This is a genomic window from Arthrobacter sp. M71 S08 (assembly GCF_059089725.1).
Genome location: NZ_JBNHEY010000010.1, coordinates 1 through 23,946, shown reverse-complemented (window position 1 = coordinate 23,946; position 23,946 = coordinate 1). Strand labels below are relative to the sequence as shown.

20 protein-coding genes and 1 pseudogene are annotated in these 23,946 nt (G+C 64.4%); 8 read left to right on the top strand and 13 right to left on the bottom strand.

The features are described 5' to 3' along the window. Positions 1-100 precede the first annotated feature (100 nt). The gene (locus AC5RTB_RS15815) at positions 101-1,339 is read left to right on the top strand and encodes an APC family permease (RefSeq protein ID WP_494062005.1); all 1,239 of its coding nucleotides are present in this window, start codon (positions 101-103) and stop codon (positions 1,337-1,339) included. A gap of 4 nt (positions 1,340-1,343) precedes the next feature. Here AC5RTB_RS15815 and hisS read toward each other — a convergent pair whose 3' ends face one another. Beyond that, positions 1,344-2,681, bottom strand: a complete 1,338-nt coding sequence (hisS, locus tag AC5RTB_RS15810) for a histidine--tRNA ligase (protein WP_494062004.1) — start codon at positions 2,679-2,681, stop codon at positions 1,344-1,346. A 197-nt stretch (positions 2,682-2,878) separates the two neighbouring features. Between hisS and AC5RTB_RS15805 the strand changes: the two genes are divergently transcribed. From AC5RTB_RS15805 to AC5RTB_RS15795, 3 genes are all read left to right on the top strand, one after another. After that, a complete protein-coding gene (locus AC5RTB_RS15805) occupies positions 2,879-3,661 on the top strand; it encodes a peptidylprolyl isomerase (RefSeq protein ID WP_494062003.1) in 783 nt (260 codons plus the stop codon). Between the two features lie 51 nt (positions 3,662-3,712). Beyond that, entirely contained in the window at positions 3,713-5,266 is a 1,554-nt protein-coding gene (locus AC5RTB_RS15800) for a DUF349 domain-containing protein (protein WP_494062002.1), read from the top strand. A 127-nt stretch (positions 5,267-5,393) separates the two neighbouring features. After that, positions 5,394-6,029, top strand: coding sequence for a hypothetical protein (locus AC5RTB_RS15795; RefSeq protein WP_494062001.1), 636 nt, complete (start codon positions 5,394-5,396; stop codon positions 6,027-6,029). Here the strand turns inward: AC5RTB_RS15795 and AC5RTB_RS15790 are convergent. The 9 genes from AC5RTB_RS15790 to pdxT form a co-directional block, all read right to left on the bottom strand. Then, the gene (locus tag AC5RTB_RS15790) at positions 6,026-8,287 is read right to left on the bottom strand and encodes a RelA/SpoT family protein (RefSeq protein WP_494062098.1); all 2,262 of its coding nucleotides are present in this window, start codon (positions 8,285-8,287) and stop codon (positions 6,026-6,028) included. The genes AC5RTB_RS15795 and AC5RTB_RS15790 overlap by 4 nt on opposite strands. A gap of 410 nt (positions 8,288-8,697) precedes the next feature. Next, positions 8,698-9,711 (bottom strand): protein translocase subunit SecF, encoded by a 1,014-nt coding sequence (gene secF / locus AC5RTB_RS15785; RefSeq protein ID WP_494062000.1) that lies wholly within the window; start codon positions 9,709-9,711, stop codon positions 8,698-8,700. Further along, positions 9,708-11,471 carry a protein translocase subunit SecD gene (secD, locus tag AC5RTB_RS15780; RefSeq protein WP_494061999.1) on the bottom strand — a complete coding sequence of 588 codons (1,764 nt, stop codon included), beginning with the start codon at positions 11,469-11,471 and terminating at the stop codon, positions 9,708-9,710. Before secD ends, secF begins: the two co-directional genes overlap by 4 nt. A gap of 67 nt (positions 11,472-11,538) precedes the next feature. Further along, complete coding sequence (locus tag AC5RTB_RS15775) at positions 11,539-12,006, bottom strand: preprotein translocase subunit YajC (protein WP_494061998.1); 468 nt, start codon at positions 12,004-12,006, stop codon at positions 11,539-11,541. A gap of 240 nt (positions 12,007-12,246) precedes the next feature. Next, positions 12,247-13,368 carry a Holliday junction branch migration DNA helicase RuvB gene (gene ruvB / locus AC5RTB_RS15770; RefSeq protein ID WP_494061997.1) on the bottom strand — a complete coding sequence of 374 codons (1,122 nt, stop codon included), beginning with the start codon at positions 13,366-13,368 and terminating at the stop codon, positions 12,247-12,249. Further along, positions 13,368-13,997, bottom strand: coding sequence for a Holliday junction branch migration protein RuvA (gene ruvA / locus AC5RTB_RS15765; protein WP_494061996.1), 630 nt, complete (start codon positions 13,995-13,997; stop codon positions 13,368-13,370). The genes ruvB and ruvA overlap by 1 nt, the downstream gene beginning before the upstream one ends. A gap of 137 nt (positions 13,998-14,134) precedes the next feature. Continuing rightward, entirely contained in the window at positions 14,135-14,707 is a 573-nt protein-coding gene (gene ruvC, locus AC5RTB_RS15760; RefSeq protein WP_494061995.1) for a crossover junction endodeoxyribonuclease RuvC, read from the bottom strand. Between the two features lie 30 nt (positions 14,708-14,737). Further along, a complete protein-coding gene (locus tag AC5RTB_RS15755; protein ID WP_494061994.1) occupies positions 14,738-15,496 on the bottom strand; it encodes a YebC/PmpR family DNA-binding transcriptional regulator in 759 nt (252 codons plus the stop codon). Next, positions 15,480-16,205: a pyridoxal 5'-phosphate synthase glutaminase subunit PdxT gene (pdxT, locus tag AC5RTB_RS15750; RefSeq protein WP_494061993.1), complete on the bottom strand. Its 726-nt coding sequence runs from the start codon at positions 16,203-16,205 to the stop codon at positions 15,480-15,482. The genes AC5RTB_RS15755 and pdxT overlap by 17 nt, the downstream gene beginning before the upstream one ends. A 113-nt stretch (positions 16,206-16,318) precedes the next feature. Here pdxT and AC5RTB_RS15745 point away from each other — a divergent pair, with 113 nt between their 5' ends. Next, positions 16,319-17,599, top strand: coding sequence for a DUF1727 domain-containing protein (locus tag AC5RTB_RS15745; protein ID WP_494061992.1), 1,281 nt, complete (start codon positions 16,319-16,321; stop codon positions 17,597-17,599). Continuing rightward, positions 17,596-18,336, top strand: a complete 741-nt coding sequence (locus AC5RTB_RS15740) for a type 1 glutamine amidotransferase (RefSeq protein WP_494061991.1) — start codon at positions 17,596-17,598, stop codon at positions 18,334-18,336. Before AC5RTB_RS15745 ends, AC5RTB_RS15740 begins: the two co-directional genes overlap by 4 nt. 18 nt (positions 18,337-18,354) lie before the next feature. Here AC5RTB_RS15740 and AC5RTB_RS15735 read toward each other — a convergent pair whose 3' ends face one another. After that, a complete protein-coding gene (locus AC5RTB_RS15735) occupies positions 18,355-19,614 on the bottom strand; it encodes a CapA family protein (protein WP_494061990.1) in 1,260 nt (419 codons plus the stop codon). Positions 19,615-19,738: 124 nt separating this feature from the next. On the opposite strand from AC5RTB_RS15735, the gene AC5RTB_RS15730 reads away from it, so the two are divergent. Further along, on the top strand, positions 19,739-21,757 hold the full coding sequence (locus tag AC5RTB_RS15730) for a M3 family metallopeptidase (RefSeq protein WP_494061989.1): 2,019 nt from the start codon (positions 19,739-19,741) through the stop codon (positions 21,755-21,757). Continuing rightward, positions 21,754-22,464, top strand: coding sequence for a GNAT family N-acetyltransferase (locus tag AC5RTB_RS15725; protein ID WP_494061988.1), 711 nt, complete (start codon positions 21,754-21,756; stop codon positions 22,462-22,464). The genes AC5RTB_RS15730 and AC5RTB_RS15725 overlap by 4 nt, the downstream gene beginning before the upstream one ends. Positions 22,465-22,474: 10 nt before the next feature. Here AC5RTB_RS15725 and AC5RTB_RS15720 read toward each other — a convergent pair whose 3' ends face one another. Then, positions 22,475-23,710 carry a CapA family protein gene (locus tag AC5RTB_RS15720; RefSeq protein WP_494061987.1) on the bottom strand — a complete coding sequence of 412 codons (1,236 nt, stop codon included), beginning with the start codon at positions 23,708-23,710 and terminating at the stop codon, positions 22,475-22,477. 132 nt (positions 23,711-23,842) lie between these two features. Beyond that, positions 23,843-23,946 (bottom strand): annotated as a pseudogene (locus AC5RTB_RS15715) (pyridoxal 5'-phosphate synthase lyase subunit PdxS); the annotation flags it as partial.

The following is a 23,946-nucleotide window of genomic DNA, read 5'->3' as shown; positions in this document are numbered from 1 at the left end:
GTGTTTGGTTAAGATCAGTGGAGTTAGAGCTCAGTGTTCGAGTTTACCGCCGGATGTACTGCACCACCGGCCACACCTCTCACCGGACGGGGATCCGCCCATGCCGCAGGCGCTGAACAGACAACTCGGCGGCTTCGATGCAACCACCGTAGGCATCGGATCCATGATCGGGGCGGGTGTCTTTGTCGTCTTCTCCCCCGCCGCGGCGGCTGCGGGCTCCCTCCTGCCCCTCGCCGTCGGCCTCGCCGCGATAGTCGCCTACGCGAACGCAGCGGCATCCGCCCAGCTGGCGACGGTCCACCCGGTGAGTGGCGGAACCTACATCTACGGACGACGCCAGCTCGGCGAGTGGCCAGGGTTCCTCGCCGGGTGGAGCTTCATCACCGGCAAACTGGCGTCGTGCGCGGCGATGGCGCTGACCTTCGGGCTGTACGCGGTTCCCGGCTCCGAGAAGGCGGCGGGAGTGGCCGCAGTGGTGGCGCTGACGGTCGTGAACCTGCTGGGGATCACGCGTACCGCGACGATGACGCGGATCATCGTGTCACTGGTTGTGCCGGTGCTCGCGTTTGTCATCGTTGTTGCCTTCACGCAACCCGCGAACGGCGGCGGTTCCCTGGCTCCCGGACCCACCGGAGTCCTGCAGGCGGCAGGGCTCATGTTCTTCGCTTTTGCCGGGTATGCGCGTATCGCCACCATGGGCGAGGAGGTGCGGGAGCCGGGACGCAACATCCCGCGCGCGATTTTCGGTGCTCTGGGTTTCACCCTGGCGCTGTACCTGCTGCTCGCATTCGGCCTGCTGCGTGCAATCGGACCGGACGCGCTCGCGGAATCAGCGGCTCCATTGACTGAAGTCTTTTCGGGCGGCCAGTCGATACCTGTGCTGGCGGTCGCGGTGGCCGCTGCGCTGGCGAGCCTCGGCGCTTTGCTCGCGCTGATCAGCGGGATCGCACGTACAACCATGGCGATGGCGCGGGAAGGTGACCTGCCGCGGGTGTTCAGCGCTGTGTCGGCGCGCCGGGCCACCCCATTCGTCGCTGAGCTGGCGACCGCCGTCGTCGTCATTGGACTGCTGCTGGGAACGGACATCCTGACGGTGGTGGGCTTCTCCAGTTTCGGTGTGCTGCTCTACTACGCGGTGGCCAACCTCTCGGCGCTCACGCTGTCCACGCGGCCCTGGTACGCACCACGCGCTCTGAACGTGCTCGGCGTGGTGGGTTGCCTGGTGCTGGCGTTCACCCTTCCGGTCCAGTCCGTGCTGACCATGACCGTCATTCTCGTGCTGGGCCTGCTGGGCCGCGCCGCCGTGGTTCTGCTGCGGCGACGGCGGCCTCACGCCTAGAGCGTCAGCCCTGCGGCAGCACCGCCGGCCACTGGTCCTCGACCGGCGGCGTCCACGACGACGGGTCAGCGGAGACCTGTTCCCCTGAGCGAATGTCCTTGACCTCGTGGGTGCCGTCCTCCGAGGTGAACCAAACGAACGGGATACCCCTGCGGTCGGCGAACTTGATCTGCTTGCCAAATTTCTCGGCGGACGCTGCAACTTCCACGGGGATGCCCCGGCTGCGCAGTTCCGAGGCGACGTCCTGGGCTGCGGACCACGAGTCGTCGTTCGCGAGGGTGACCAGCACCGCCGTCGGGACCTGCCGGGAAGCAGTGGCGAAGTCCTGGCTCAGGATGCGCGTCACCAGGCGTGTGACACCGATGGAAAGCCCGACGCCGGGGAAAGACCGGTTGCCCTTGCTCGCCAGCGCGTCGTAACGCCCGCCGGAGCAGATGGATCCGAGGGCCTCGTGGCCGACCAGCACCGTCTCGTAGACCGTGCCGGTGTAGTAATCCAGGCCGCGGGCGATGCTGAGATCGGCGATCACCTTCCCGGGAGCGCGCTTCGAGGCCTCGGCAATGACCTGCTCGAGTTCCGCCAGTCCCTCGTCCAGCAGCGGATCCTGGACACCGAAGGCGCGCACGCGTTCAACGAACGAGGTGTCTTCCGTGCGGATCGCCGCCAGGTTAAGCGCGGCTTTTGCCTGCTCGTCCGTCGCGCCCAGTTCCGTCTTCAGCAGTTCGGCAACCCGGTCTGCTCCGATCTTCTCCAGCTTGTCGATGCTTCGGAGAACCCCGGGCGTGTCAGCCAGGCCGATTCCCCGGTAGAAGCCTTCCGCGAGCTTGCGGTTGTTGATGCGCAGCCGGAAGTCGGGAATCGGCAGGGCACCGAGCGCCTCAGCGATTACGAGGGCAAGCTCGACGTCATAACGGAAGGGCAGGGATCCGTCCCCGACCACGTCGATGTCGGCCTGGGTGAATTCGCGGGCACGCCCCTCCTGGGGACGTTCACCGCGCCAGACCTTCTGGATCTGGTAGCGGCGGAAGGGGAACGCAAGGTGACCGGCATTTTCGACCACATAGCGGGCAAACGGAACAGTCAGGTCAAAGTGGAGCGCAAGCGAGTCATCACCCGGTGCACCTGCGGCGTCCTCATCCTGCAGCCGCGATACCGCGTACACCTCCTTGTCGATCTCGCCCTTGCGGAGCAGCTGGCCGACGGTCTCCACCGCGCGTGTCTCAACGCTGGAGAAGCCGTGAAGCTCGAACGTCCGTCGAAGTGTGTCCAGGACATGCAGCTCCACGAGGCGCTCCTGAGGCAACCATTCGGGGAATCCGGACAACGAGGACTTTCGTGCCATGTAAGCAACTCTCCTTGGGCGATGATGCTTGCGTCTCCAACCCGGTGGTTGGTGATCGTGCGAGGAATCGTGAGGTAAACGGTCGGCTGTGCCTACACTGTCTGCGGCATTCATTTTAGGGGTACGTGGTGGGCCGTGCTAAACAGCCGTCCTCTGCCCGAGCACCGCGGAAAGAACCGTCGGATACAGGAGGTCGCGTGGCCAGGGACCGACGCGGTCGCGAAATGCGCCGTCATATCAGCCAGATCGAAGCACGCCGGGAGCTGAAGCGTGCCCAGGAGAAACGGCGCCGCAAGGACAGCACCGTGGCGGGTATTGCGGCAATAGCTGTCCTGGTCCTCGCCGTCGCCCTCCAGGTTTTCTGGTTCAGTTCGAACCCCACCGCAGCCCGGATGGATGCGCTCGAGGAAGCTCCCGTCAGCGAGAGCGCCGCCGCCCAACCCACAGCCAACAGCACGAACATTCCGGATCCGTCGATCGCCGAGGGGAAGGTATTCACCGGTTCCCTCGCCACCAGTGCCGGCAACATTGGCGTCCAACTCAATGGGAACCTGGCTCCGCAGGCAGTCGCCGTCTTCACCTCGCTCGCTGAGGAGGGGTTCTTCGCAGGCAAAACCTGCCACAGACTGACCACTGCGGAGACCATGGGCGTGCTGCAGTGCGGATCCCTCAATGGCGACGGCGCGGGTGATCCGAACTATCAGTGGGGGCCCGTCGAGAACACGCCGGAGGACGGCATGTACCCCGCCGGCAGCATTGCTGTGGCGCGAGGAGCGACTACCGACAGCAACGGCACACAGTTCTTCATCGTCTACAAGGATTCGCAGATTCCCCAGAACACGGGCGGATACACCATCATGGGTTCCGTGACCTCAGGACTGGACGTTGTCCGGCAAATCGCCGAAAACGGTGTGGAGGGCGGAGGCGAGGACGGAGCCCCGGCTACTCCTGTGGCGATAGACTCATTAACCCTGCAGTAATCAACCGGGAGGCGGCCGCAGCGCCGTCCATCGAGCGAAAGACTTTTAGCGGTGACAAACAGTCAAAAATCCGACGAAACGCCTGTAACCGAAGCGGCCGAAATCGAACAACCCGGCTCTGCCGAGGAGCCCTCTGCTCCTGAGCAGCCGGCTGATCCGGCTCCCGAGCAGCAGGCCGCTCCCGCGCCCGAACAGCAGGCGACTCCCGCTGCCGAACAACAGGCCGCTCCCGCGCCCGAACCCGTTCCGGGCAAGCCCGCACGGCCCCGCCCGACGCCGGCTGCCATGGCCCCCCGGTCCAGCGGCCCTGCAGCGCCCGCCGTCGTCGCCGCTCCCCCGATCCACACCACTCCGCTGGAGGAGGCGGAGAAGTTTGCCCGCATCGAGGAGGACGGTCACGTCTTCCTTCTCGTGGACGGCGAGGAGTTTCCCGTCGGCCAGTACCCTGACGCACCACGCGAGGAAGCGCTGGGCTACTTCGTCCGAAAGTACGACGACGTCGCGGGCCAGGTGACGCTCCTTGAGCAGCGGGTGCACGCCAAAGCACCGACAACGGACATGCGAAAGACCGCCGCCCACCTGGCTGAGCAGGTTGCCGAGCGGAAGATGGTGGGCGATGTCCGCGCGCTTGAAGCGCGTCTGGAAGCGCTGACCACCCTGATCAGCGAACTTGAATCCGCTGAGAAGGCGGAACTGGATGCCGCTCGTTCCCGTGAGCTGGAAGCACGCGAAACCATCGTCGCGGAGGCTGAGGAAATTGCAGGCCGGGACCCGTCCACCGTGCAGTGGAAGGCCAGCAGCAACCGCATGAATGAACTGTTCGAGCAGTGGAAAGCCGCCCAGAAGTCAGGGATGCGGCTTGGACGCGGCACGGAAGACGCCCTGTGGAAGCGGTTCCGCTCGGCCCGTACCGTCTTCGACCGACACCGGAGGGCTTACTTCTCGCAGCTCGACAACGAGAACGCGGAGGCCAAACGCGCCAAGGAAGCACTGATCCGGCGCGCCGAAGAGCTGTCCACCTCCACGGACTGGGGCCACACGGCAGCCGAGTACCGCCAGCTCATGGACGAGTGGAAAGCTTCAAAGCGGGCGAGCCGCAAGGACGACGACGCACTCTGGTCACGTTTCCGCGCCGCACAGGACACCTTCTTCGCCGCGCGCAAAGCGGCGAATGAGGCGATCGATGAGGAGTACGGCGCCAACCTCGCGGCGAAGGAAGCCCTCCTGGCTGAGGCCCGGCAGCTCTTGCCGGTCAAGGACGCTACTGCTGCCCGGAAGGCGCTGCAGTCGATCCGGGACCGCTGGGAGGACGCGGGGAAGGTTCCCCGCTCCGACATGGGACGTATTGAGGCGCGCCTGCGTGAAGTGGAAGACGCTGTGCAGGCGGCCGAGCAGGAGCACTGGCAGCGCACCAACCCGGAGACGAAGGCACGCACCAACAGCGCCCTCAGCCAGCTGGAGAGCACAATCGCCTCTCTCGAAGAGGATCTGGCCGCAGCAGAGAAAAACGGCGACGCACGCCGGATTGCCGCGGCACGCGAGGCGCTCGAGGCGCGGCGGCAGTGGCTGGACATGCTGCAGAAGTCAGCACAGGACTTCTCATAGGCGCTGGCGTTCTCAGGCAGGTTCCCTCAGGCACCGCACGCTGAGGACACGAGTCCCGGTCGAACCGTTATCCACAGCGGCTCGACCGGGACTTTGTCTTTGTAGGCATGTTGGAGAAGCTGTATGCATGCCATTCACGCAAGGATCTCCCGTGCAGGGGCGCACATCCGCCCGGCGGGACCTTGCCATCAACTCCACGGGTGGAGTGCTGTTCCATGGTGGAGCCCTCTTCAGCCACGTGGAGCTGCAGGCCATGCGGCTTGACGGCCTGATGGTTCATGTGTGCGGAGAGTCCTACGTACGCACGGATCAGCCGTCCACTCCGGCCATACGCGCGCAGTCGGCCATCAACGCCGTTCCCAGGTCGCTGCACCGGCGGGTCGCGCTCGCCCGCCAGAGCGCAGCGTGGGTGTACGGGTGCGCACCTGCGCCCACCGTTGTCAGTCTTGTCACGGATCATCGCCGACGCACTACCGCACTTCCCGCATTCAGCGAAGCGGTCATGCATCAGGTGACGCTGGGGCCCTGCGATCTTCACACCATCGGCGGTGTAGAGGTGACCTCTCCCCTTCGGACGGCTCTCGACGTCGCAATTCATGGCCAGGATTCGTGGGCGGTGGAGACGCTGAGGAACATCGCAGCAGCGCCGGAGCTGCGCTGCCCCCTACACCTCGTGATCCTCTCGCTGGAGAGTTCACCGCGTGTTCCCGGCAAGTCGCGAGCCCTGGGCAGGCTTCGCGAGGCTATGCGCGTGAGCCGCTAGATGCGGCGCTGAGAGCCTGTGGTGCGGTAGACGTCAAACACTCCATCAATCCGCCGCACTGCGCTGAGGATGTGGCTGAGGTACTTGGGGTCGCCCATCTCGAAGGCGAAGCGGGACATCGCCACCCGGTCCGTCGAAGTGTTCACGCTCGCCGCCAGGATGTTCACATGGTTCTCGGACAGCACCCGGGTCACGTCCGAGAGCAGGCTCTTCCGGTCCAGCGCTTCCACCTGGATCTCCACCAGGAACACGCTGGACTGCGTCGGCGCCCACTCGACATCGACTATGCGGTCGGGTTGGTCCCTAAGCTCCTGAACGTTGCGGCAATCGTTGCGGTGCACTGAGACACCGGAACCGCGCGTTACGAAGCCGACGATCGGGTCGGGTGGAACAGGAGTGCAGCAGCGGGCCAGCTTGACCCACACATCTCCGACCCCGCGCACGGTCACACCGGAGTCGGAGAACTTGGGGCGTCTTGGCTGGGTGGCGACGGTCGCCTCGGCGATGTCTTCCTCGGCGCCTGCGTGGCCGCCCATCAGGGTGACGAGGTGTTCGATGACGTTCTGGGCCGACGTATGGCCATCCCCGACGGCGGCGTACAGCGCGGAGATGTCAGCGTGGCGCAGTTCCTGGGCCACTGCCATGAGGGCATCGTGGGTCATCATGCGCTGCAGGGGAAGGTTCTGCTTCCGCATGGTGCGGGTCAGTTGATCCTTGCCCTTTTCAATCGCTTCTTCGCGGCGTTCCTTGGTGAACCACTGTCGGATCTTGTTGCGTGCCCGCGGGCTCTTGACGAATCCCTGCCAGTCCTGGCTTGGGCCTGCCCCTTCTGCCTTGGAGGTGAAGATCTCCACCCAGTCGCCGTGGTTCAGCTCGCTGTTGAGCGGGACGAGCTTGCCGTTGACACGGGCACCGATGGTCCGGTGGCCGACTTCCGTGTGTACCGCGTACGCGAAATCAACCGGTGTTGATCCAGCGGGCAACGCCATGACCTCGCCCTTGGGCGTAAACACGAACACTTCACGGGCGTTGATCTCAAAGCGCAGCGAGTCAAGGAACTCGTCAGGGTCCGACGTCTCCTGCTGCCAGTCCACGAGACTGCGCAGCCAGCCCATGTCGCTGTTGTCCGGAGCACCGCTGGTGCCTGCTCCACCCTGGTTCTTGTACTTCCAGTGCGCGGCAACACCGTACTCAGCGCGCCGGTGCATGTCATGGGTACGGATCTGTATCTCGACGGGCCGCCCGCCGGGTCCGATCACCGTGGTGTGCAGAGACTGGTACATGTTGAACTTGGGCATCGCGATGTAGTCCTTGAACCGGCCCGGCAGCGGGTTCCACCGCGCGTGCAGCTGGCCAAGGGTTGCGTAGCAGTCGCGCACCGAATCAACGAGGACCCTTACGCCCATCAGGTCATGGATGTCGTCGAAGTCCTTACCCCTGACGATCATCTTCTGGTAGATGGAGTAGTAGTGCTTCGGTCGTCCCGTGATGGTGGCCTTGATCTTGACCGAGCGCAGGTCCTCGCCGATCTGGTCCCGGACCAGGTTCAGGTGCTTCTCACGTTCGGGGGTGCGGTCCCCGACCATCCGCACAATCTCTTCGTAGACCTTTGGGTGGAGCGCCGCGAACGAGAGGTCCTCCAGCTCCCACTTGATGGTGTTCATACCCAGCCGGTGCGCCAGCGGAGCGAAGATTTCAAGGGTTTCCCTCGCCTTGCGGGCGGAAGATTCGGGTGAGACGAATCGCCAGGTCCGCGCGTTATGCAGCCGGTCTGCCAGCTTGATGACGAGCACGCGGATGTCCTTCGCCATGGCGACGACCATCTTGCGGACGGTCTCTGCCTGAGCTGCATCCCCGAAGGAAACCTTGTCCAGCTTCGTGACGCCGTCCACGAGCATGGCCACTTCCGGGCCGAAGTCCCGGCGGATGTCGTCAAGCGTGCAGTTGGTGTCCTCGACTGTGTCGTGCAGGAGGGCTGCAGCCAGGGTTGTCCCGGTCATGCCGAGCTCAGCCAGGATTGTGGCAACTGCTACGGGGTGGGTGATGTACGGATCACCGCTCTTGCGCTTCTGCCCCTCGTGGCTTCGCTCGGCTACCTCATACGCGCGCTTGATGAACTCCAGGTCCTCTTTGGGGTTGTTCGCACGAACGGTACGCAGCAGCGGCTCCAGGACAGGCGAATAGCCTGTACTTCCGAGTCCGGCCAGGCGTGCGAGCCGGGCGCGAGTGCGCTCCCTTCGACCGGGGGTGCTCGTCACCTCGGTGGGAACCGACGACGACGGCCCGGAGCGCACCGGGACAGGCGCTATCACCCGTGCTGGTTGCGCGCGGGATTCAACACCCGAACCCGTGGAAGGCCCGGTTCCGGACGGGCGTCCGGGACCACTGGCTTCTGCCACCCAACACCCCACTTCCGTTGCAGTTCTAACCAGCCCCACCGGGACGGGTAAGGCTACAACATGCCACACCCTGGTTGACTATCCAAGTTTATCCACCGCTTGAGGTCTCCCCTACACGTTTTGCCTCATTACGTAAGGATCAATATTTGGCCGGTCCCTAGGAACGCGGAACGACCCGGCACAATGGTTGTGCCGGGTCGTTCCGTTGGGTTAGGAGCGCTTCGCGCTGCGACGCTCTGGCTAAACTAAGCTGCGACGCCCTGGCTCAACTAAGCAGGGACTGCTCCTGATTCCTTCGCTTCGACGGAGCGACGATGAAGCACCCGCTTTTCCTGCTTCTGAATTTCCGGCTCCTTCATCCGCAACATGGCGTAAAGAGGAGCAGCGATGAACACGGTGGTGAGCGTACCGATGATGATGCCGACAAAGAGCGCCAGCGACAGGTCCCTCAGCGTTCCTGCGCCCAACAGCATGGCACCGATGAACAGAATCGCAGCCACGGGCAGCACGGCGACGACTGACGTGTTGATCGATCGAACCAGAGTCTGGTTTACCGCCAGGTTGACCTGCTCGCCGAAGGTCCGTTTGCTGGACACGTCCAGGTCAGCGGTGTTCTCCCGGATCTTGTCGAAGACCACGACTGTGTCATAGAGCGAATAACTCAGGATCGTAAGGAACCCGATGACCGCCGACGGCGTGACTTCAAAGTCGCTGAGCGAATAGATCCCGGCCGATGTCACCATGACCACCACGAGCGCCGCCGTTGCAGCGACGGACATCTTCCAAGTGCGGAAGTAGATCGCCATCAGCGCGGCGGCGAGACCCACGAACACAATCAGGCCAATGAGCGCCTGGCGGCTTACGTCCTCACCCCAGGTCGGTCCCACGAAGTTGGAGGTTACGTCCTCCTCGGTGACGTCGTAGGCGCCGATCAGCGCGTCGCGGACGCTCAGGGTCTGGTCATCGCTCAGGCGCTCGGTCTGGATACGCATGGTTTCCGGCGCAATATTGGTCACGCGCGGAACAGCGTCCGGCACCACGTTGGTGACAGCCTGTTCACCCGCTCCAATGTTCGTGTCCTGCACGTTGGACACGGTGAACTCGGAGCCGCCCCGGAAGTCGATTCCCAGGTTGAACCCGCCCTTGATGACCGGAATGAGAAGCGACAGCAGAATAGCGACGCCCGCGATCGCGAACCACAGGTTCCGCTTCCCCACGAAGGGGTAGGACCGCTTGCCGGAATACAGTTCATTTCCGAATTCGGCGAAACTGAAACGGCTCATCGGTTATCCCCTTCCTCGGATCCGCGCGCTTGCGCAGCGACGGCCTTTTGTTCTTCAGCAGCTTTCCGCTGTTCAGCCAGACGCCGTTCTGCGATGGTAAGACGCCGTTCTGCCTCTCCTGCAGCGGCCTTGTTCCGACCGCGCAGATCAGCTTTCACAGGACGCTCCACAGGCTTGTGCCGCACGCGCCCTGCACCGCGGTAGAACGGCAGTGCGCCGAGGCGGGTCGGATCCATTCCGGACCAGCGGTGACCTTCGCCAAAGAATTTCGTCATGGCGAGCAGGCGCATGACCGGGTGGGTGAACAGGAACACAACTACCAGGTCGGCGATCGCTGTCAGACCGAGCGTGAACGCGAAACCGCGTACGTTACCGACGGCAACGAAGTACAGTACGACGGCGGCAAGCAGGTTCATTGCCTTGGACGCGAGAACGGTCCGCTTGGCTCGTCGCCAGCCGTTCTCGACGGCCGACACGAGGCCGCGGCCATCGCGGAGCTCATCACGGATGCGCTCGAAGTAGACGATGAACGAGTCGGCCGTCTGGCCGATCGCGACGATCAGACCGGCTACACCGGCGAGGGACAGCCGGTAGTTCTCGGTCCAGCCGAGGATACATATCGCGAGATAGGTGAGCGCGCCGGCGACCATGAGGGAGGCGATCGTCACCAGGCCAAGCATCCGGTACTGGAACAGCGAGTACACCGCTACGAGAACAAGACCGATGATGCCGGCGATAAGCCCCAGGCGCAGCTGGTCGGCACCAAGGGTGGCGGAGATCTGCTGCTCGCTCTGAATTTCGAAGCTGATCGGCAGCGCACCGTACTTGAGCTGCTCTGCCAGTGCCGCAGCCGATTCCTCGGTGAAACTGCCGCTGATCTGCGGACGGCCGTCGGGAATCACAGCGTTGGTAGTGGGAGCGGAGACGATCACGCCGTCGAGCACGATGGCGAACTGATTCCTCGGGTCTCCCGATCCGATAGCGAACAGCCTTTCGGTGACCTCCCGGAAGGTCTGGGTTGCCTCATCGTTGAACTCGATGTTGACGACCCACTCATTCAGGGTCTGGCCCTGTGCGCTGCGGGCCATGCCGTAGTCAGCAGAATCGATCTCGGTGCCGCGGACCTCAACCGGCCCAAGAATGTACTTACCCTGGGTATCAGGTTCGCAGGCGACCATGGGTTGATCAGCGGGAGCCGGCTCCACTGCGGGCTGCAGGGCCTCTGGGCTGGTGCAGTCAGTGGATTCGAATTCCTGCAGAACTTCGGCCGTGATCCAGTTCGGGTCGCTGGCGTTCGTAGGCTCGGCACTCGGTGTCGGGAGCTGATCTTCCGGCGTCGGCGTTTCAGCCGCCGGAGCGAGCCCGGGTCCGCCGAGCAATACAGGACGGAACTCCATCTGGGCGGATGCCTGGATCAGTTCACGGGTTTCCGGTTCGGGGATGCCCGGCAGCGCGACGATCACGTTTCGCCCGGACTGGGTGCTGATCTCTGCCTCAGCTACACCGCTGCCGTCGACGCGCTGGCGGATGATCTCGACCGCCTGGTCCAGCTGGTCGGGCGTGATCTCCGTACTGCCGCCCTGGACCTGGGGCGAAAGAATCATCTGGGTACCGCCCTCGAGGTCGAGGGCAAGTTTTGGTGTCCAGCTGGCGTTGCTCCACAGCGAGCCGCCGCCGAGCAGCAGCGCAAGGAGTGCGAAGACTACGCCGAGCCACACGAGAGTGCGTTTGGCGGCGGAGCCTGGGCCTGTTCGTGCCATGGTGCGTGAATCCTTAGGTGTTGGAACTCGAGACTTGACTTCGACCGCCGGGGCGGCCGAATCAGGATTACTGGTCTTTGTCGTTTCGGTCGCGGGGATTCTCCCGATTCAGCCGCTCGACTGTTTCCTCCGGAGTCTCCTCACGAAGGGGGCGGTCCGCGTCCGTGTCCGGGGCGGTAAGAGAGGACGCGTCGTCGGGAACCGTGTGCTCTTCCTCAACCACCGGCTCCGGGGTAACGACCTTGCTCAACGTTTGCGTGTGAACGGTGGCAGTAACACCGGGCGAGATCTCAATGACTGCTTTGTTGTTGTCATCATCGAGCGAGACGATGGTGCCGAACAGGCCGAAGTTGGTCATGACCTCGGTACCCGGAAGCATCTGGGTGCGCTGCTCGGCGACCTGCTGCTTCATCTTCCGCTGCTTGCGGAACATGGTGAAGATCAGGAAGGCGAGGGCCAGCGGGAGGAGCAGGCTGAAGATATCAAACCCGCCGCCCGTTGTCTGAGTGGTCTGGGCAACTACATTTGCGAGCACAGAGAAAATCCGTTTCTATATTTGGTCAGCGCAGCCGGACGCTATGCATGCGACCCGACACCGAGTTCCGCGGCCACGCACGGTCTGCGGGAGTACTGCTTTCAGCGTATCGATTCCGCGGCCCCTGTTTCGCAATGATGAGAACGGAGCAGGGAACCTCAACGCCGATTCCGTTAGCTTTGACCGCGCGGTGTGCCACACGTCATATCAGTCTACGGTGAACACGGCGCAACTTTCGCACTAGCCCTCGTTGCGGCTCCACTCAGATTCAGCACCCATCCCGTTCTCGATCTCTGGAACCGAATCCTCCTGATACACGGAGAACAGGTCCTCCGGCATGGCAGCGGCGACTGTCGGAGGCATGACAAGCCCAAGGTGCTCCCACGCAGCGGCGGTGGCGATACGTCCGCGAGGGGTCCGTCCAAGCATTCCTTCACGGACGAGATACGGCTCGGCGACTGTCTCAACCGTCTCGGGTTCCTCCCCCACCGCTATGGCGAGGGTGGAAAGCCCCACCGGCCCGCCGTTGAACTTCGTCACCAGTGCGGTCAGGACGGCCCGGTCGAGACGGTCAAGCCCCTTGGCGTCCACTTCGTACATGTCCAGGGCGGCACCGGCGCACCTGGCATCGATGACATCGACGTTGTTCACCAGAGCCCAGTCGCGGACACGGCGCAACAGCCTGTTCGCGATTCTGGGCGTGCCCCGGGACCGCCCTGCCACTTCAGCGAAAGCCGCGGAGTTGACCCGCATGTCCATCATCATGGCCGAGCGCCGGAGCACGAGTTCGAGTTCGGCCGTGGAGTAAAACTCCAGGTGCCCTGTGAAACCGAAGCGGTCACGCAGCGGTCCGGGCAACAACCCGGCGCGGGTGGTAGCCCCGACCAAAGTGAACGGCGGAAGGTCCAGCGGAATGGCGGTGGCGCCCGGCCCCTTGCCGACAATGATGTCCACCCGGAAGTCTTCCATGGCCATGTAGAGCATTTCCTCAGCCGGGCGCGACATGCGGTGGATTTCATCGAGGAACAGCACCTCGCCTTCGGTGAGCGAGGAAAGGATAGCTGCGAGATCTCCCGCATGCTGAATAGCGGGGCCGGAACTGATGCGCAGCGGCGCGTTCATTTCGGCTGCGATGATCATTGCAAGGGTGGTCTTGCCCAGGCCGGGCGGGCCGGAGAGCAACACGTGATCCGCGCTCCGGCCGCGCATTCGCGATGCTTCGAGAACCAGTGACAACTGGCGGCGCACTCTCGCCTGACCAACGAAATCGTCGAGGTTCTTGGGCCGGAGGGCCGCCTCGACCGCGCGGTCCTCAGGGTCAACCGAGGGCGAGACGAGAGGCTGTTCCTGCTCTTCCGCCATCAGTTCACCGAGGCCCGTGCCGAGCTGCGCGCCCCGTCCTGGCCCAGTCTGCGCAGGGTGAGTTTGAGGATGGAACCGACATCACCGGTGGCCGCAATCTCCGGCGACTCCTTCACGGCCGAGTCGATGGCTGAGCCGGCGTCCTTCTCCGACCAGCCCAGGCCCATCATCGCGGCGAGGACCTGGGACTGCCAGGCGCCCGCGGCTGTGGCCGGTGAATCTGTCTCGAGCGGAACCAGCTTGTCGGCGAGTTCAAGCACAATGCGCCGGGCTCCCTTGGGCCCGATTCCGGGTACCTTGCTGAACGCCTTGTCATCTCCGGAGGACGCGGCCGTCCGGATGGCGGCCGGGGGGTGAACCGCGAGGACAGCAAGCGCCAGCCGGGGGCCTACTCCGCTGACGCCGAGCAGGGTTTCGAAGACCTCCCGCTCCTCCGTGTCTGTGAATCCGAAGAGGGTCATGGAGTCCTCGCGGACAATCATCGAGGTGAAGACTTTCGCCTGGTTGCCCAGATGCAAGGTGGAGAGGGTCTGGGGAGTTGCCTGTACCTGCATTCCGAACCCGTTGACGTCGAGAACGGCCGAGTGCAGGCCAACATGGCTTACTGTCCCGGTCAGAGAGCTGATCATGCGTGCGGCTCCAGGTGCTGAGGATCGAAACGAATATCACCGAACATATCTACGAATCAGCGTACGGGCAGCAACCGACTATTTCATGCCCGCCACACCGGAGCCCCGGCATCGGCGCCCGATCCGCAGCCCGCGGCTCAGCGCCGCCGTCGGGCTTTAGCCTCGGCCTCGGCCCATAGCCGTTGGGCTGCCGTCTGGCCGGAACCGCCCTGAGCCCGTACGGAAGCGGATGATCCGGTGCGCCAGGCGTGCGTGATGGCAAGCGCAAGAGCGTCAGCAGCATCTGCCGGCGTGGGCGCGGAGGCGAGCCGCAGTATCTTCGTAACCATCTTGGTGACGGCTGTCTTGTCGGACTGACCGTTGCCGGTCACGGCGGCCTTCACCTCCGTCGGCGTATGCAGGGCAACGGGGATACCGCGTCGCGCAGCGGCTGTGATCACCACTCCGGAAGCCTGCGCGGTTCCCATCACCGTGCTCACATTGAGCTGGCTGAAGACGCGTTCGACGGCGAGAACGTCCGGAGTGTGGGTGTCGAGCCAGACGTCCACCGACTCCGCAATCATCAACAGCCGGCGGTCGAGCGTATGGTCCGCGGGGGTACCGACCACACCCACCGCCACGAGCGTGGCACGACGGTTCGGCTCGACGTCGACCACGGCCAGTCCACAGCGGGTAAGCCCGGGATCAACCCCCATGACGCGCAGTGTCACGGGCGTTGACCCGGGCGCGCGGAGACCGAACTAATCGTCGCTCTCCAGCTCGGCCATGACGTCTTCATTCAGGTTTGCGTTCGAGTACACGTTCTGGACGTCATCGAGCTCTTCGAGCGCGTCCACCAGCTTGAGGAACTTGCGTGCCGCGTCGGCGTCCAGTTCCACCTGCATGGAGGGGACAAATTCAACCTCGTCGGTCTCATAGTCGATACCGGCCTCTTCGAGCCCCGCGACGACCGCGCGCAGATCCGACGGTTCGGAGTGGACATCGAAAGAGTCGCCGGACTCCTTGACTTCCTCGGCACCCGCGTCGAGGACGGCCATCAGGACATCGTCTTCGGACAGATCATTCTTCGGCAGCGAGACAACGCCCTTGCGTGCGAACAGGTAGGCCACGGAGCCGGGATCGGCAATCGTACCGCCGTTGCGGGTGATCGCCACGCGCACCTCGGACGCTGCACGGTTCTTGTTGTCCGTAAGGCATTCGATGAGCAATGCGGATCCCTGCGGTCCGCGCGCTTCGTAGATGATCTCGGAGTAATCGACTACCTCGCCGGTCAGGCCTGCGCCGCGCTTGATCGCGCGGTCGATGTTGTCATTGGGTACCGAAGTCTTCTTGGCCTTCTGCACGGCGAGTTCCAGCGCAGGGTTACCCGACATATCCGCACCGCCGGCGCGGGCAGCAACCTCAATGTTCTTGATCAGCTTGGCGAAGGACTTGGCGCGTTTGGCATCAATCACGGCCTTCTTGTGTTTGGTGGTAGCCCATTTAGAGTGCCCCGACATGCTCTGCCCTTCTTTTGACGATCATCGATAGGAAAAGCTCGTGGATGCGGTGCTCACCGGTGACCTCCGGATGGAAGCTGGTGGCGAGCAGGTTTCCCGAGCGGACTGCAACAATTCTAGCGACCGGCCGCGCTTCACCCCTGTTGGGGTGGCGCTCGTGCCCATGTTCTGCGGGCGGCGTGTCCGGTGCGTCGACCTGTGCCAGGATCTTGACCGATTCACCGACCTTTTCCACCCACGGCGCCCGGATGAACACGGCATGGACGTCATCGCCGTTCCCGGGCAGCTCATCGAACGGCAGGTCCGTCTCGAAGGATTCGCGTTGCCGGCCGAAGGCGTTGCGGCGCACCACAATGTCCAGCCCGCCAAGCGTCTGCTGCGGATTGCCCCTCAGGTCCAGTGAGGGATCGGCGATGGTGTCCGCCAGCATGATCATTCCCGCACAGGACCCGTAAACCGGGAACCCGTTCCGGATGCGCCGGCGTAAAGGTTCCGCGAGGTCGAAGGCGCGCGTGAGCTTGTCCATGGTGGTGGATTCACCGCCGGGGATGATGAGGCCCTCGGCCTGCTCCAGCTCGCTGGGACGGCGGACCGGGAAGGCTTCTCCGCCCAGGGATTCGATCACCCGGACGTGCTCGCGGACGTCACCCTGCACGGCGAGAACGCCGACGCGCAGGGCGGAGCCTTCGGAAGGAATGGTGGAAGTCACCACCTCATTCTAGTTTGGCGCGGGACGTTCCCTGCGAATCGGCATCTGCCACGCCTGCCGCACCCAAAGGCGTCATGCCTGTGGGCCGGACAAAGCACGATAAGTTAGAGACCATGTCTGGTCTGTCTAGCTTGAGCGTGCCCCTGGGCAAAACAGTTCGGGCACTTTCGCGTCTGCGCGGCGGTGGTTCGGCGTTCCCGGGTCTGGTGGTTGAACGCATCGACCCAGGATTCATGGCGCGGGCCCTGCGGAACCTGCCCAAGGGTGTCATCGTGGTCAGCGGCACCAATGGAAAGACCACCACCACCAAAATGGTGGTTGAACTCCTCGAGGGCCAGGGCCTGAAGGTCTTCACAAACCGTACCGGCAGCAACTTCACCCGCGGGGTGGCAGCCGCGCTCCTCGGCGAGGTCGACTGGCGCGGAAGGCTCAGCGCCGACGTCGCCGTTCTGGAACTGGACGAGGCGCATGCCGTCCACTTCGTGAACCTGGTACCCCCGACCCATTGCCTGTTGCTCAACGTCCTCCGCGACCAGCTCGACCGCTTCGGGGAAATCGACAAGACCACAAGGCTGCTGGAGCAGATTGCAGTCAAGACCACGGGAACTGTGGTGCTGAACCGGGAGGATCCACGGGTTGCCTCGATCGCATCATCGGTGCGAAACGCTTCTGTGGCCTACTTCGGGCTGGATGAGTCGCTCAGGGATACGTTCCCCAGCGACGACGACCTCCGCGGCGCCACAGGCACCGCTCCGGCCTCAAGCCTGCCGGCCGACGTCGTGCTCGAGTCAGTGAATTCGAACACTGCGATGTTCCTGATGGACGGTGAGGCAAGCACAGTCGACCTGACCCTCCGCGGGGTCTACAACATCTTCAACGCCGCCGCAGCGCTGGCAATGGCCCGGATCATCCTGGGCGGCGAATCCAACCGGGACACGATGCTGCGCTCGCTGGCAGCGGTCGAGCCTGCCTTCGGTCGTGGTGAGTCCCTGGTGGTGGACGGGCAGCCCCTCGAACTCGTCCTCGTGAAGAATCCCAGCGGCTTCAGGCTGGGCCTGAAATCCTTCGACGCCGTCGGGTACGCGACGATGATCGCCATCAACGACAATTACGCGGACGGCAGGGACATGTCCTGGCTCTGGGACGTCGATTTCGACAGCCTGGCAGCCGGCGGAGTTGACATGGTCAGCGGCGTCCGCGCCTATGACATGGCCCTGCGCCTCCAGTACGACGACGTCGCCGCCCGGGACATCGACCCTGACACCGGATCAGCGCTGCGTACCTTCATCCGCAGCGCGAAGGGCCGGCCGAAGCGGATCTTCTGCACCTACACCGCGATGCTGGCCATCCGCAGGGAGCTGTCTAAAATTACTGACGTGAAGGTGGTCTCATGAGTTCCGATACTCCGGCCAGCAAAGGCACGCTGCGGATCCTGCAGCTGTATCCACGCGACATGAACATTTACGGCGACTGGGGCAACGTACTGGTGCTCAAGCAACGCCTTGCCTGGCACGGGTATGAGGCCGTCATCCTCGAACACAATGCGGGTGACACCTTCCTGGACGACGCGGACATCCTGATCGGCGGCGGCGGGCAGGACAGCGGGCAGGTAGTGATCCAGGAGGACCTGCAGTCGAACGCAGTGCACCTTCGGGCGCTGGCCGAAGACGGTACGCCGATGCTCGCGATCTGCGGCCTCTATCAGCTCTTCGGGAAGTTCTTCAAGACCCATGACGGCACGATGATTCCAGGGATCGGCCTCCTGGACATCGAGACGCACGGCGGCGACGAACGGCTGATCGGGAATGTGGTGGCCCGCAGCGAGGAGTTCGGCGACATCCACGGCTACGAGAACCACAGCGGGCAGACCTTCCTTGGTCCGGGTGTCCGGCCGCTCGCCACGGTGAGCAAAGGCGAGGGGAACAACTCGACGGATGACCATGAAGGTGCAAGGCACCTCAACATCGTCGCCAGTTACCTGCACGGTTCCCTGTTGCCGAAGAATCCCGCAATTGCCGATTTCCTGATCCGTGAGGCCGCCATCCGCAAGTACGGCTCGTTCGAGCCCGGCGACGTGGATGACAGCCTTGCAGAGCTCGCACGCCGACACGCCGCCGCGCGGCCGCGCTGAACTGCGCCCGAAGGCCCGTCACTTTTCCTCGGACACCAGCCACTGGTGAGCGCCGTCGTCGGACGCTCCGAAGGTTTCCACCGTTGCCAGCGTGCGCTCCTTAACGGCCGCTTCATGTTCGGGGGTCGAGCAGGCTCCGGGCTCCTGGTCCGGGGCGAGCGAGCACCAGCGGTACGGGTCGCGCACAATGACCGAGGGGACCCAGGCCAGGTCACTGACCGTCCACTCCCCCGACTCGTCGGCCGCGAACTGCGCCCGGATGGTCAGCCCCTCGTTGTTGACGTCATACACCGGCGACAGCTCGGTGACACCGTTACCGAGGCCGTAAACAATCCACGTGTCGTTGTAGTACTCGATCGGCAGCACCGAGTGCGTGTGGTGGCCATAGATGAAGTCCACCGCGCCGCTGTCCGCCAGCGCGTGGGCGAGATCGACCTGCTGCTGGTTGGGTAGCGAGGCATACTCATCGCCGGCGTGGATGGCCGCGATAACGACGTCGGCCCCCTCCTCGCGCGCCCTCTCCGCCTTGGCGATCATGGTGGGCCCGTCGAGCATGTCCACCTGCCAGGGGAACTCGGGAGTGAGCCCATTGAGGCCATAGGTCGCTTCGATCACCGCGACCCGGGCCGCCGGCGTCTCGAGGATCATCAGCTCCTGGGCCTCCTCTTCGGTGCGGTAGGAGCCCGTGTGCTCCAGCCCGAGCCGGTCGAGGGTGTCCAGGGTGCGCACCAGCCCCTCGGTGCCGGCGTCGACCGTGTGGTTGCTGGCGGTGGTGCAGGCCTGGTAGCCGACAGCCTTAGCCGCGTCGAGGATCTGCGGCGGAACGTTGAATTGCGGGTAGCCGCTGAACGGTCCTTCCGGCGTGGCGACCGGGGTCTCCATGTGGCACACCGCCAGGTCGCTGGCCTCGATATACGGACGTTGCCCGGCCAGGAGCGGCTCGAAGTCGAGGGAGCCCTTGCCTGTCTGCCGGGCGTCGACGGCGGCCTGCTCCCACAGCTGCGGGTGCACCAGCAGATCGCCGGAAGCCATAAAGGAGAAACACCGGTCGGTGGGGCAGTCGGGCCCCTTCCCGGGCGTCGGCTCCGGTGTGGGCTCGGGAGGTTCGGAGGTTGCCTGCGTGGTCGCGGGCTCGGAAGAAGCGGCGGGCGCCGTCGTCGTTGGTTCCGCACCCTGGGTAGCTGGCCCCTCGCCGGCGCCCATGCAGCCGGAGCTTGCGAGTGTGAGAGCCAGCCCCAGCGCTGCCCATTTGCCCCGGATTAGCGTCTTTTGAGACACGAAGACCTCCCTAGATGTGACTCCCAATGATAGGTGCGACCCTGGGTGAAACCGCGGAGAAAACACGGTGGAAACGCGCATACCTGCTGGAGTGGCGCTGCGCGTTATGCCAAGGTTGGTTCCCATGAGCAACCCTTTTCTGAATCCGAGCACGCTGCCGTACCAGCTGCCGCCTTTCGCGCAGATCCGCGAGGGGGACTTCCTGCCGGCCTTCGAAACCGGTATCGGTGAGCATTTGACCGAAATCGATGCGATAGTTGCCAACCCCGAACCCGCGTCCTTCGATAACACGATTGTGGCTATGGAACGCGCGGGTCAGGCCCTTCGCCGGGTTGCTCTGGTGTTCCACAACAACTCGTCAGCGCATTCCACCGAGGGGATTCAGGCGGTGGAGAAAGAGATCGCGCCCCGCCTGGCTGCGCACGAGGACAACATCTATCTCAACGCTGCCCTCTTCGAGCGGGTGAACGCTGTCGACGTTTCCGGTCTCGACGCTGAATCCGCACGGCTGGCCGACGAGTACCGGCAGCGCTTCGTCCGCGCGGGCGCCCAGCTCGACGACGTCGCACAGCAGCGACTGCGCGAGCTGAACGGCGAGCTCTCCCGCCTCGGCACGGAGTTCGGGCAGCGGCTGCTCCGTGACACTAATGCCTCGGTCCTGCTTGTGGATGATGCGTCCGAGCTCGATGGGCTCTCCGCAGACGACATCACCTCCGCCCGGGACGCCGCCGAAGCCGCCGGCCACGCCGGCAAGTATCTTCTGACGCTGATCCTGCCGACGTCCCAACCGGCACTCGAATCACTGACCAACCGGGAAACCCGCCGACGCCTCCACGAAGCCTCCATCAACCGGGGTTCCCGCGATAACGAGGACAATACCGTCGGTGTCGCAGCAAGCATGGCCGCACTGCGAGCCGAGCGGGCGGCCCTCCTCGGCTTCGCCAATCACGCCGAGCTGGCTACGGATGACCAGACCGCGCCGTCCCTCGACGCGATTCACGACATGCTCGACCGACTCGCGAAACCCGCGGTCCGGAATGCGCGCGCGGAGGCCGAACAGCTTGAGGAGGTCGCCGGCCATCCGATCGAAGCCTGGGACTGGTCGTTCTACTCGGAGAAGGTGCGCGCCGAACGGTATGACGTTGACCTCGCCGCGCTTCGCCCCTACTTCGAGCTCGACCGGGTATTGAAGGATGGGGTCTTCTTCGCGGCGAACCGGCTCTACGGACTCACGTTCCATGAGCGGGACGATCTGCGGGGCTACCACCCGGACGTGCGGATCTGGGAGGTCCGCGAAGAGGATGGTTCCGAACTTGGGCTCTTTCTCGGTGATTACTACACCCGCGATACCAAGAACGGCGGTGCGTGGATGAACTCCTTCGTCGAGCAGTCACGGCTGGCCGGAACACGCGCCGTCGTCGTCAACAACCTCAACGTTTCCAGGCCGCCGGCCGGTGAGCCCACGCTGCTCACCTTCGACGAAGTGCGAACCACTTTCCATGAGTTCGGACACGCGCTGCACGGACTCTTCTCGAACGTCACATATCCGCTGTTCTCCGGCACGAGCGTGCCGCGGGACTTCGTCGAGTACCCCTCGCAGGTCAACGAGATGTGGATGCTCTGGCCGGAAGTGGTGGGCAACTACGCGCGCCACCACCAGACGGGTGAGCCGCTTGCGCAGGACACGATCGACAAGCTCGTTGCTGCCCGGCAATGGGGCGAAGGCTTTGCCACGACCGAGTACCTCGGCGCTGCCCTCCTTGACCTCGCATGGCACGAGCTTTCGCCGGGAAGCACCGTGGAAGACCCCCTCGCGTTCGAGAATCAGGCACTGCACGACGCCGGCGTGGACTACCCGCCGGTGCCCCCGCGGTACCGCACCGGCTATTTCAAGCACATCTTTGCAGGCGGTTATTCCGCGGCCTACTACGCCTATATCTGGAGTGAAGTGCTCGACGCGGACAGCGTCGAGTGGTTCAAGGAGTCGGGCGGTCTTACACGCGGGAACGGAGAGCATTTCCGCCGGGAGCTGCTCTCCCGGGGTTACAGCGTCGACCCGCTGCAGGCTTTCGCTGCCTTCCGGGGACGCGCAGCGAGCATTGAACCGCTGCTCGAGCGTCGAGGGCTGGCTGAGCACTCATGACCACGATCGCCGGCTGCCAGCGGCTGCAGCGGGCCTGGTTCGCGGCAGTTGCAGAGGCGACCGGCGGCCGGACCTTCTCCACGCACGAATGCGACTGGATCTGGTTGCCCGCGCGGCGCGAACTCATGCTGATGTTCCCAACTGTTCTGTCTCCTGCAGGGCTGCGGCCCGGACTCGCTGAGGGTGTCCGGCTTGGCGCCCGAACCGTTGGCGTGTGGCTCAATGGCGCCGTCCGGGGCCGGGACCTGGCGGGCTTCGGATTTGAACCGGGCTGGCAGCCATGGTGGATGAGCGCGCCGGTGGCCGCTGTCACCGCTTTTGACACTGCCGGCACGTCGGTCACGGCGGTCGTTCCGGAATACTCCGGTGCTCCGGCGAAGGAGTTGGCACTCGCCCGCTCCGAACCGGCAAGGGCCTGGCACGCGGTGGCCCGTGCTAAGGGCGACCTTGCGGGGGCCGCGTATGCCTTCTATGAAGGGAACGACAACCCGCGGGCACTCGGTGGGATCTTCAATATGGAGGTGCTCCCTCAGTTCCGGCGCCGCGGGCTGGGGACAGCACTGCTTTCAGCGGTCGCACAGCAGGCCGCTGCAGCGGGGGCCCAGGAATTCGCCCTGAACGCCACACCCGAGGGTTATGAGCTGTATTCGCACCGCGGCTTCGAGCTCATCGGCCGCGGACAGACCTGGTGGCTCCGCCTGGCTTAGACGGAGCGCGTCACTCGCCCGACCACTCGACGGCGCCCGCTTCAGCAGCGCCCATCGACTCCACGGTTGCCCTGGTGCGCTCCCTGCTCGCGGCGTCGGCTTCAGCGGAAACACAGGCCGTACCGTCCGCGGCCATCTGCTCCAGCCTGTAGGCGGCCACCGGACACCAGCGGTGGCCGGGTCCGTTCCAGGTGGCAGGAAGCCAGCGGAGTCCGGCGCCCTGCCAGCCGCCGTCGTCGTCCTGCTCGAAGGAAACTTCCACCAGAAGTCCCTCGGTGTTGCGGATATCCGGTGTCAGGTGAGCGGCGATGGTGTTCCCGAGGCCATAGACAATCCACACGCCGTTGTACTTTTCGACGGGCAGGACGGAGTGGCTGTGGTGGCCGTAGACAAGGTCGAATTCGCCGCTGTCCACCAGCGTGTGCGCAACCTGTTGTTGCTGTGCATTGGCATAGTCGGCGTATTCGTCTCCGGCGTGAACCGCCGCCAGTACGACGTCGGCACCGGCCTCGCGGGCGAGCCGCGCCTTGGCGATCATATCGGCCGGGTCAAGCAGATCGACCTGCCAGGGGAATTCCGGTGACAGCCCGTTGAGCGCATAGGTGCCCGTGATGATCGCGACCCGGGCGTCGGGCGTGTCCGCGATCAGGGGCTCAGCGGCTGCCTCGGGCGAGCGGTAGGAGCCCGTATGTTCGAGGCCTGCACGGTCCAGAACGTCGAGCGTGCGGTTGAGACCGGCTGTCCCGGCATCAAGAGTGTGATTGCTTGCGGTGGTGCAGGCGTCGTAACCTAGGTCCGCTACGGCCTCCGCGACCTGCGGCGGGACGTTGAAGGCAGGAAACCCGGAGTACGGACCCTCGGGATTCGCCAGTGGTGTCTCCTGGTGGCAGATCGCGAGATCCGCCGGCGCCACATACTCTTCCTGCGCTGCGAGCATCGGCCGGAAGTCAAGCTCGCCGCCGCCGTCGGCTGCTGCCTGCTCCCACAGTCTTTCGTGGAGCAGGAGATCCCCCGTCAGCACTACGGTGGCGGACGGAAGCGACCCTGCCGGGTCCGGTGATGCGGACGCGTCCTCCTCCGGTGGGTTCGAAGGTCCCGATGACCGTGCGGATGACGCAGCCGGGGCTGGGCTGCTGTTCTCCGGCTCTGCAGGCGCTGGAACGGTCGCTGAATCCGAGCACGCGGGAACCAGCAGCAGCACCGCAAATGCTGCTGCCTGAATGATGGATGCGCTCGGACGGCTCACACGGTCAGCCTAGCGCCGTAGCCCGCCGTCAGAGCGTTGGAGCGGGGAACTGCGCCAACGACGAAGGGCCGGACGCCGGATATTCTCCAGGTGTCCGACCCTTCACGGATCGGGCGGGTTCACCAGCCGGTTTTACCAGCCGCGCTCGGCGAGGCGGTGCGGCTGCGGGATCTCTTCGACGTTGATCCCGACCATGGCCTCGCCCAGGCCGCGGGAGACCTTGGCGATCATGTCCG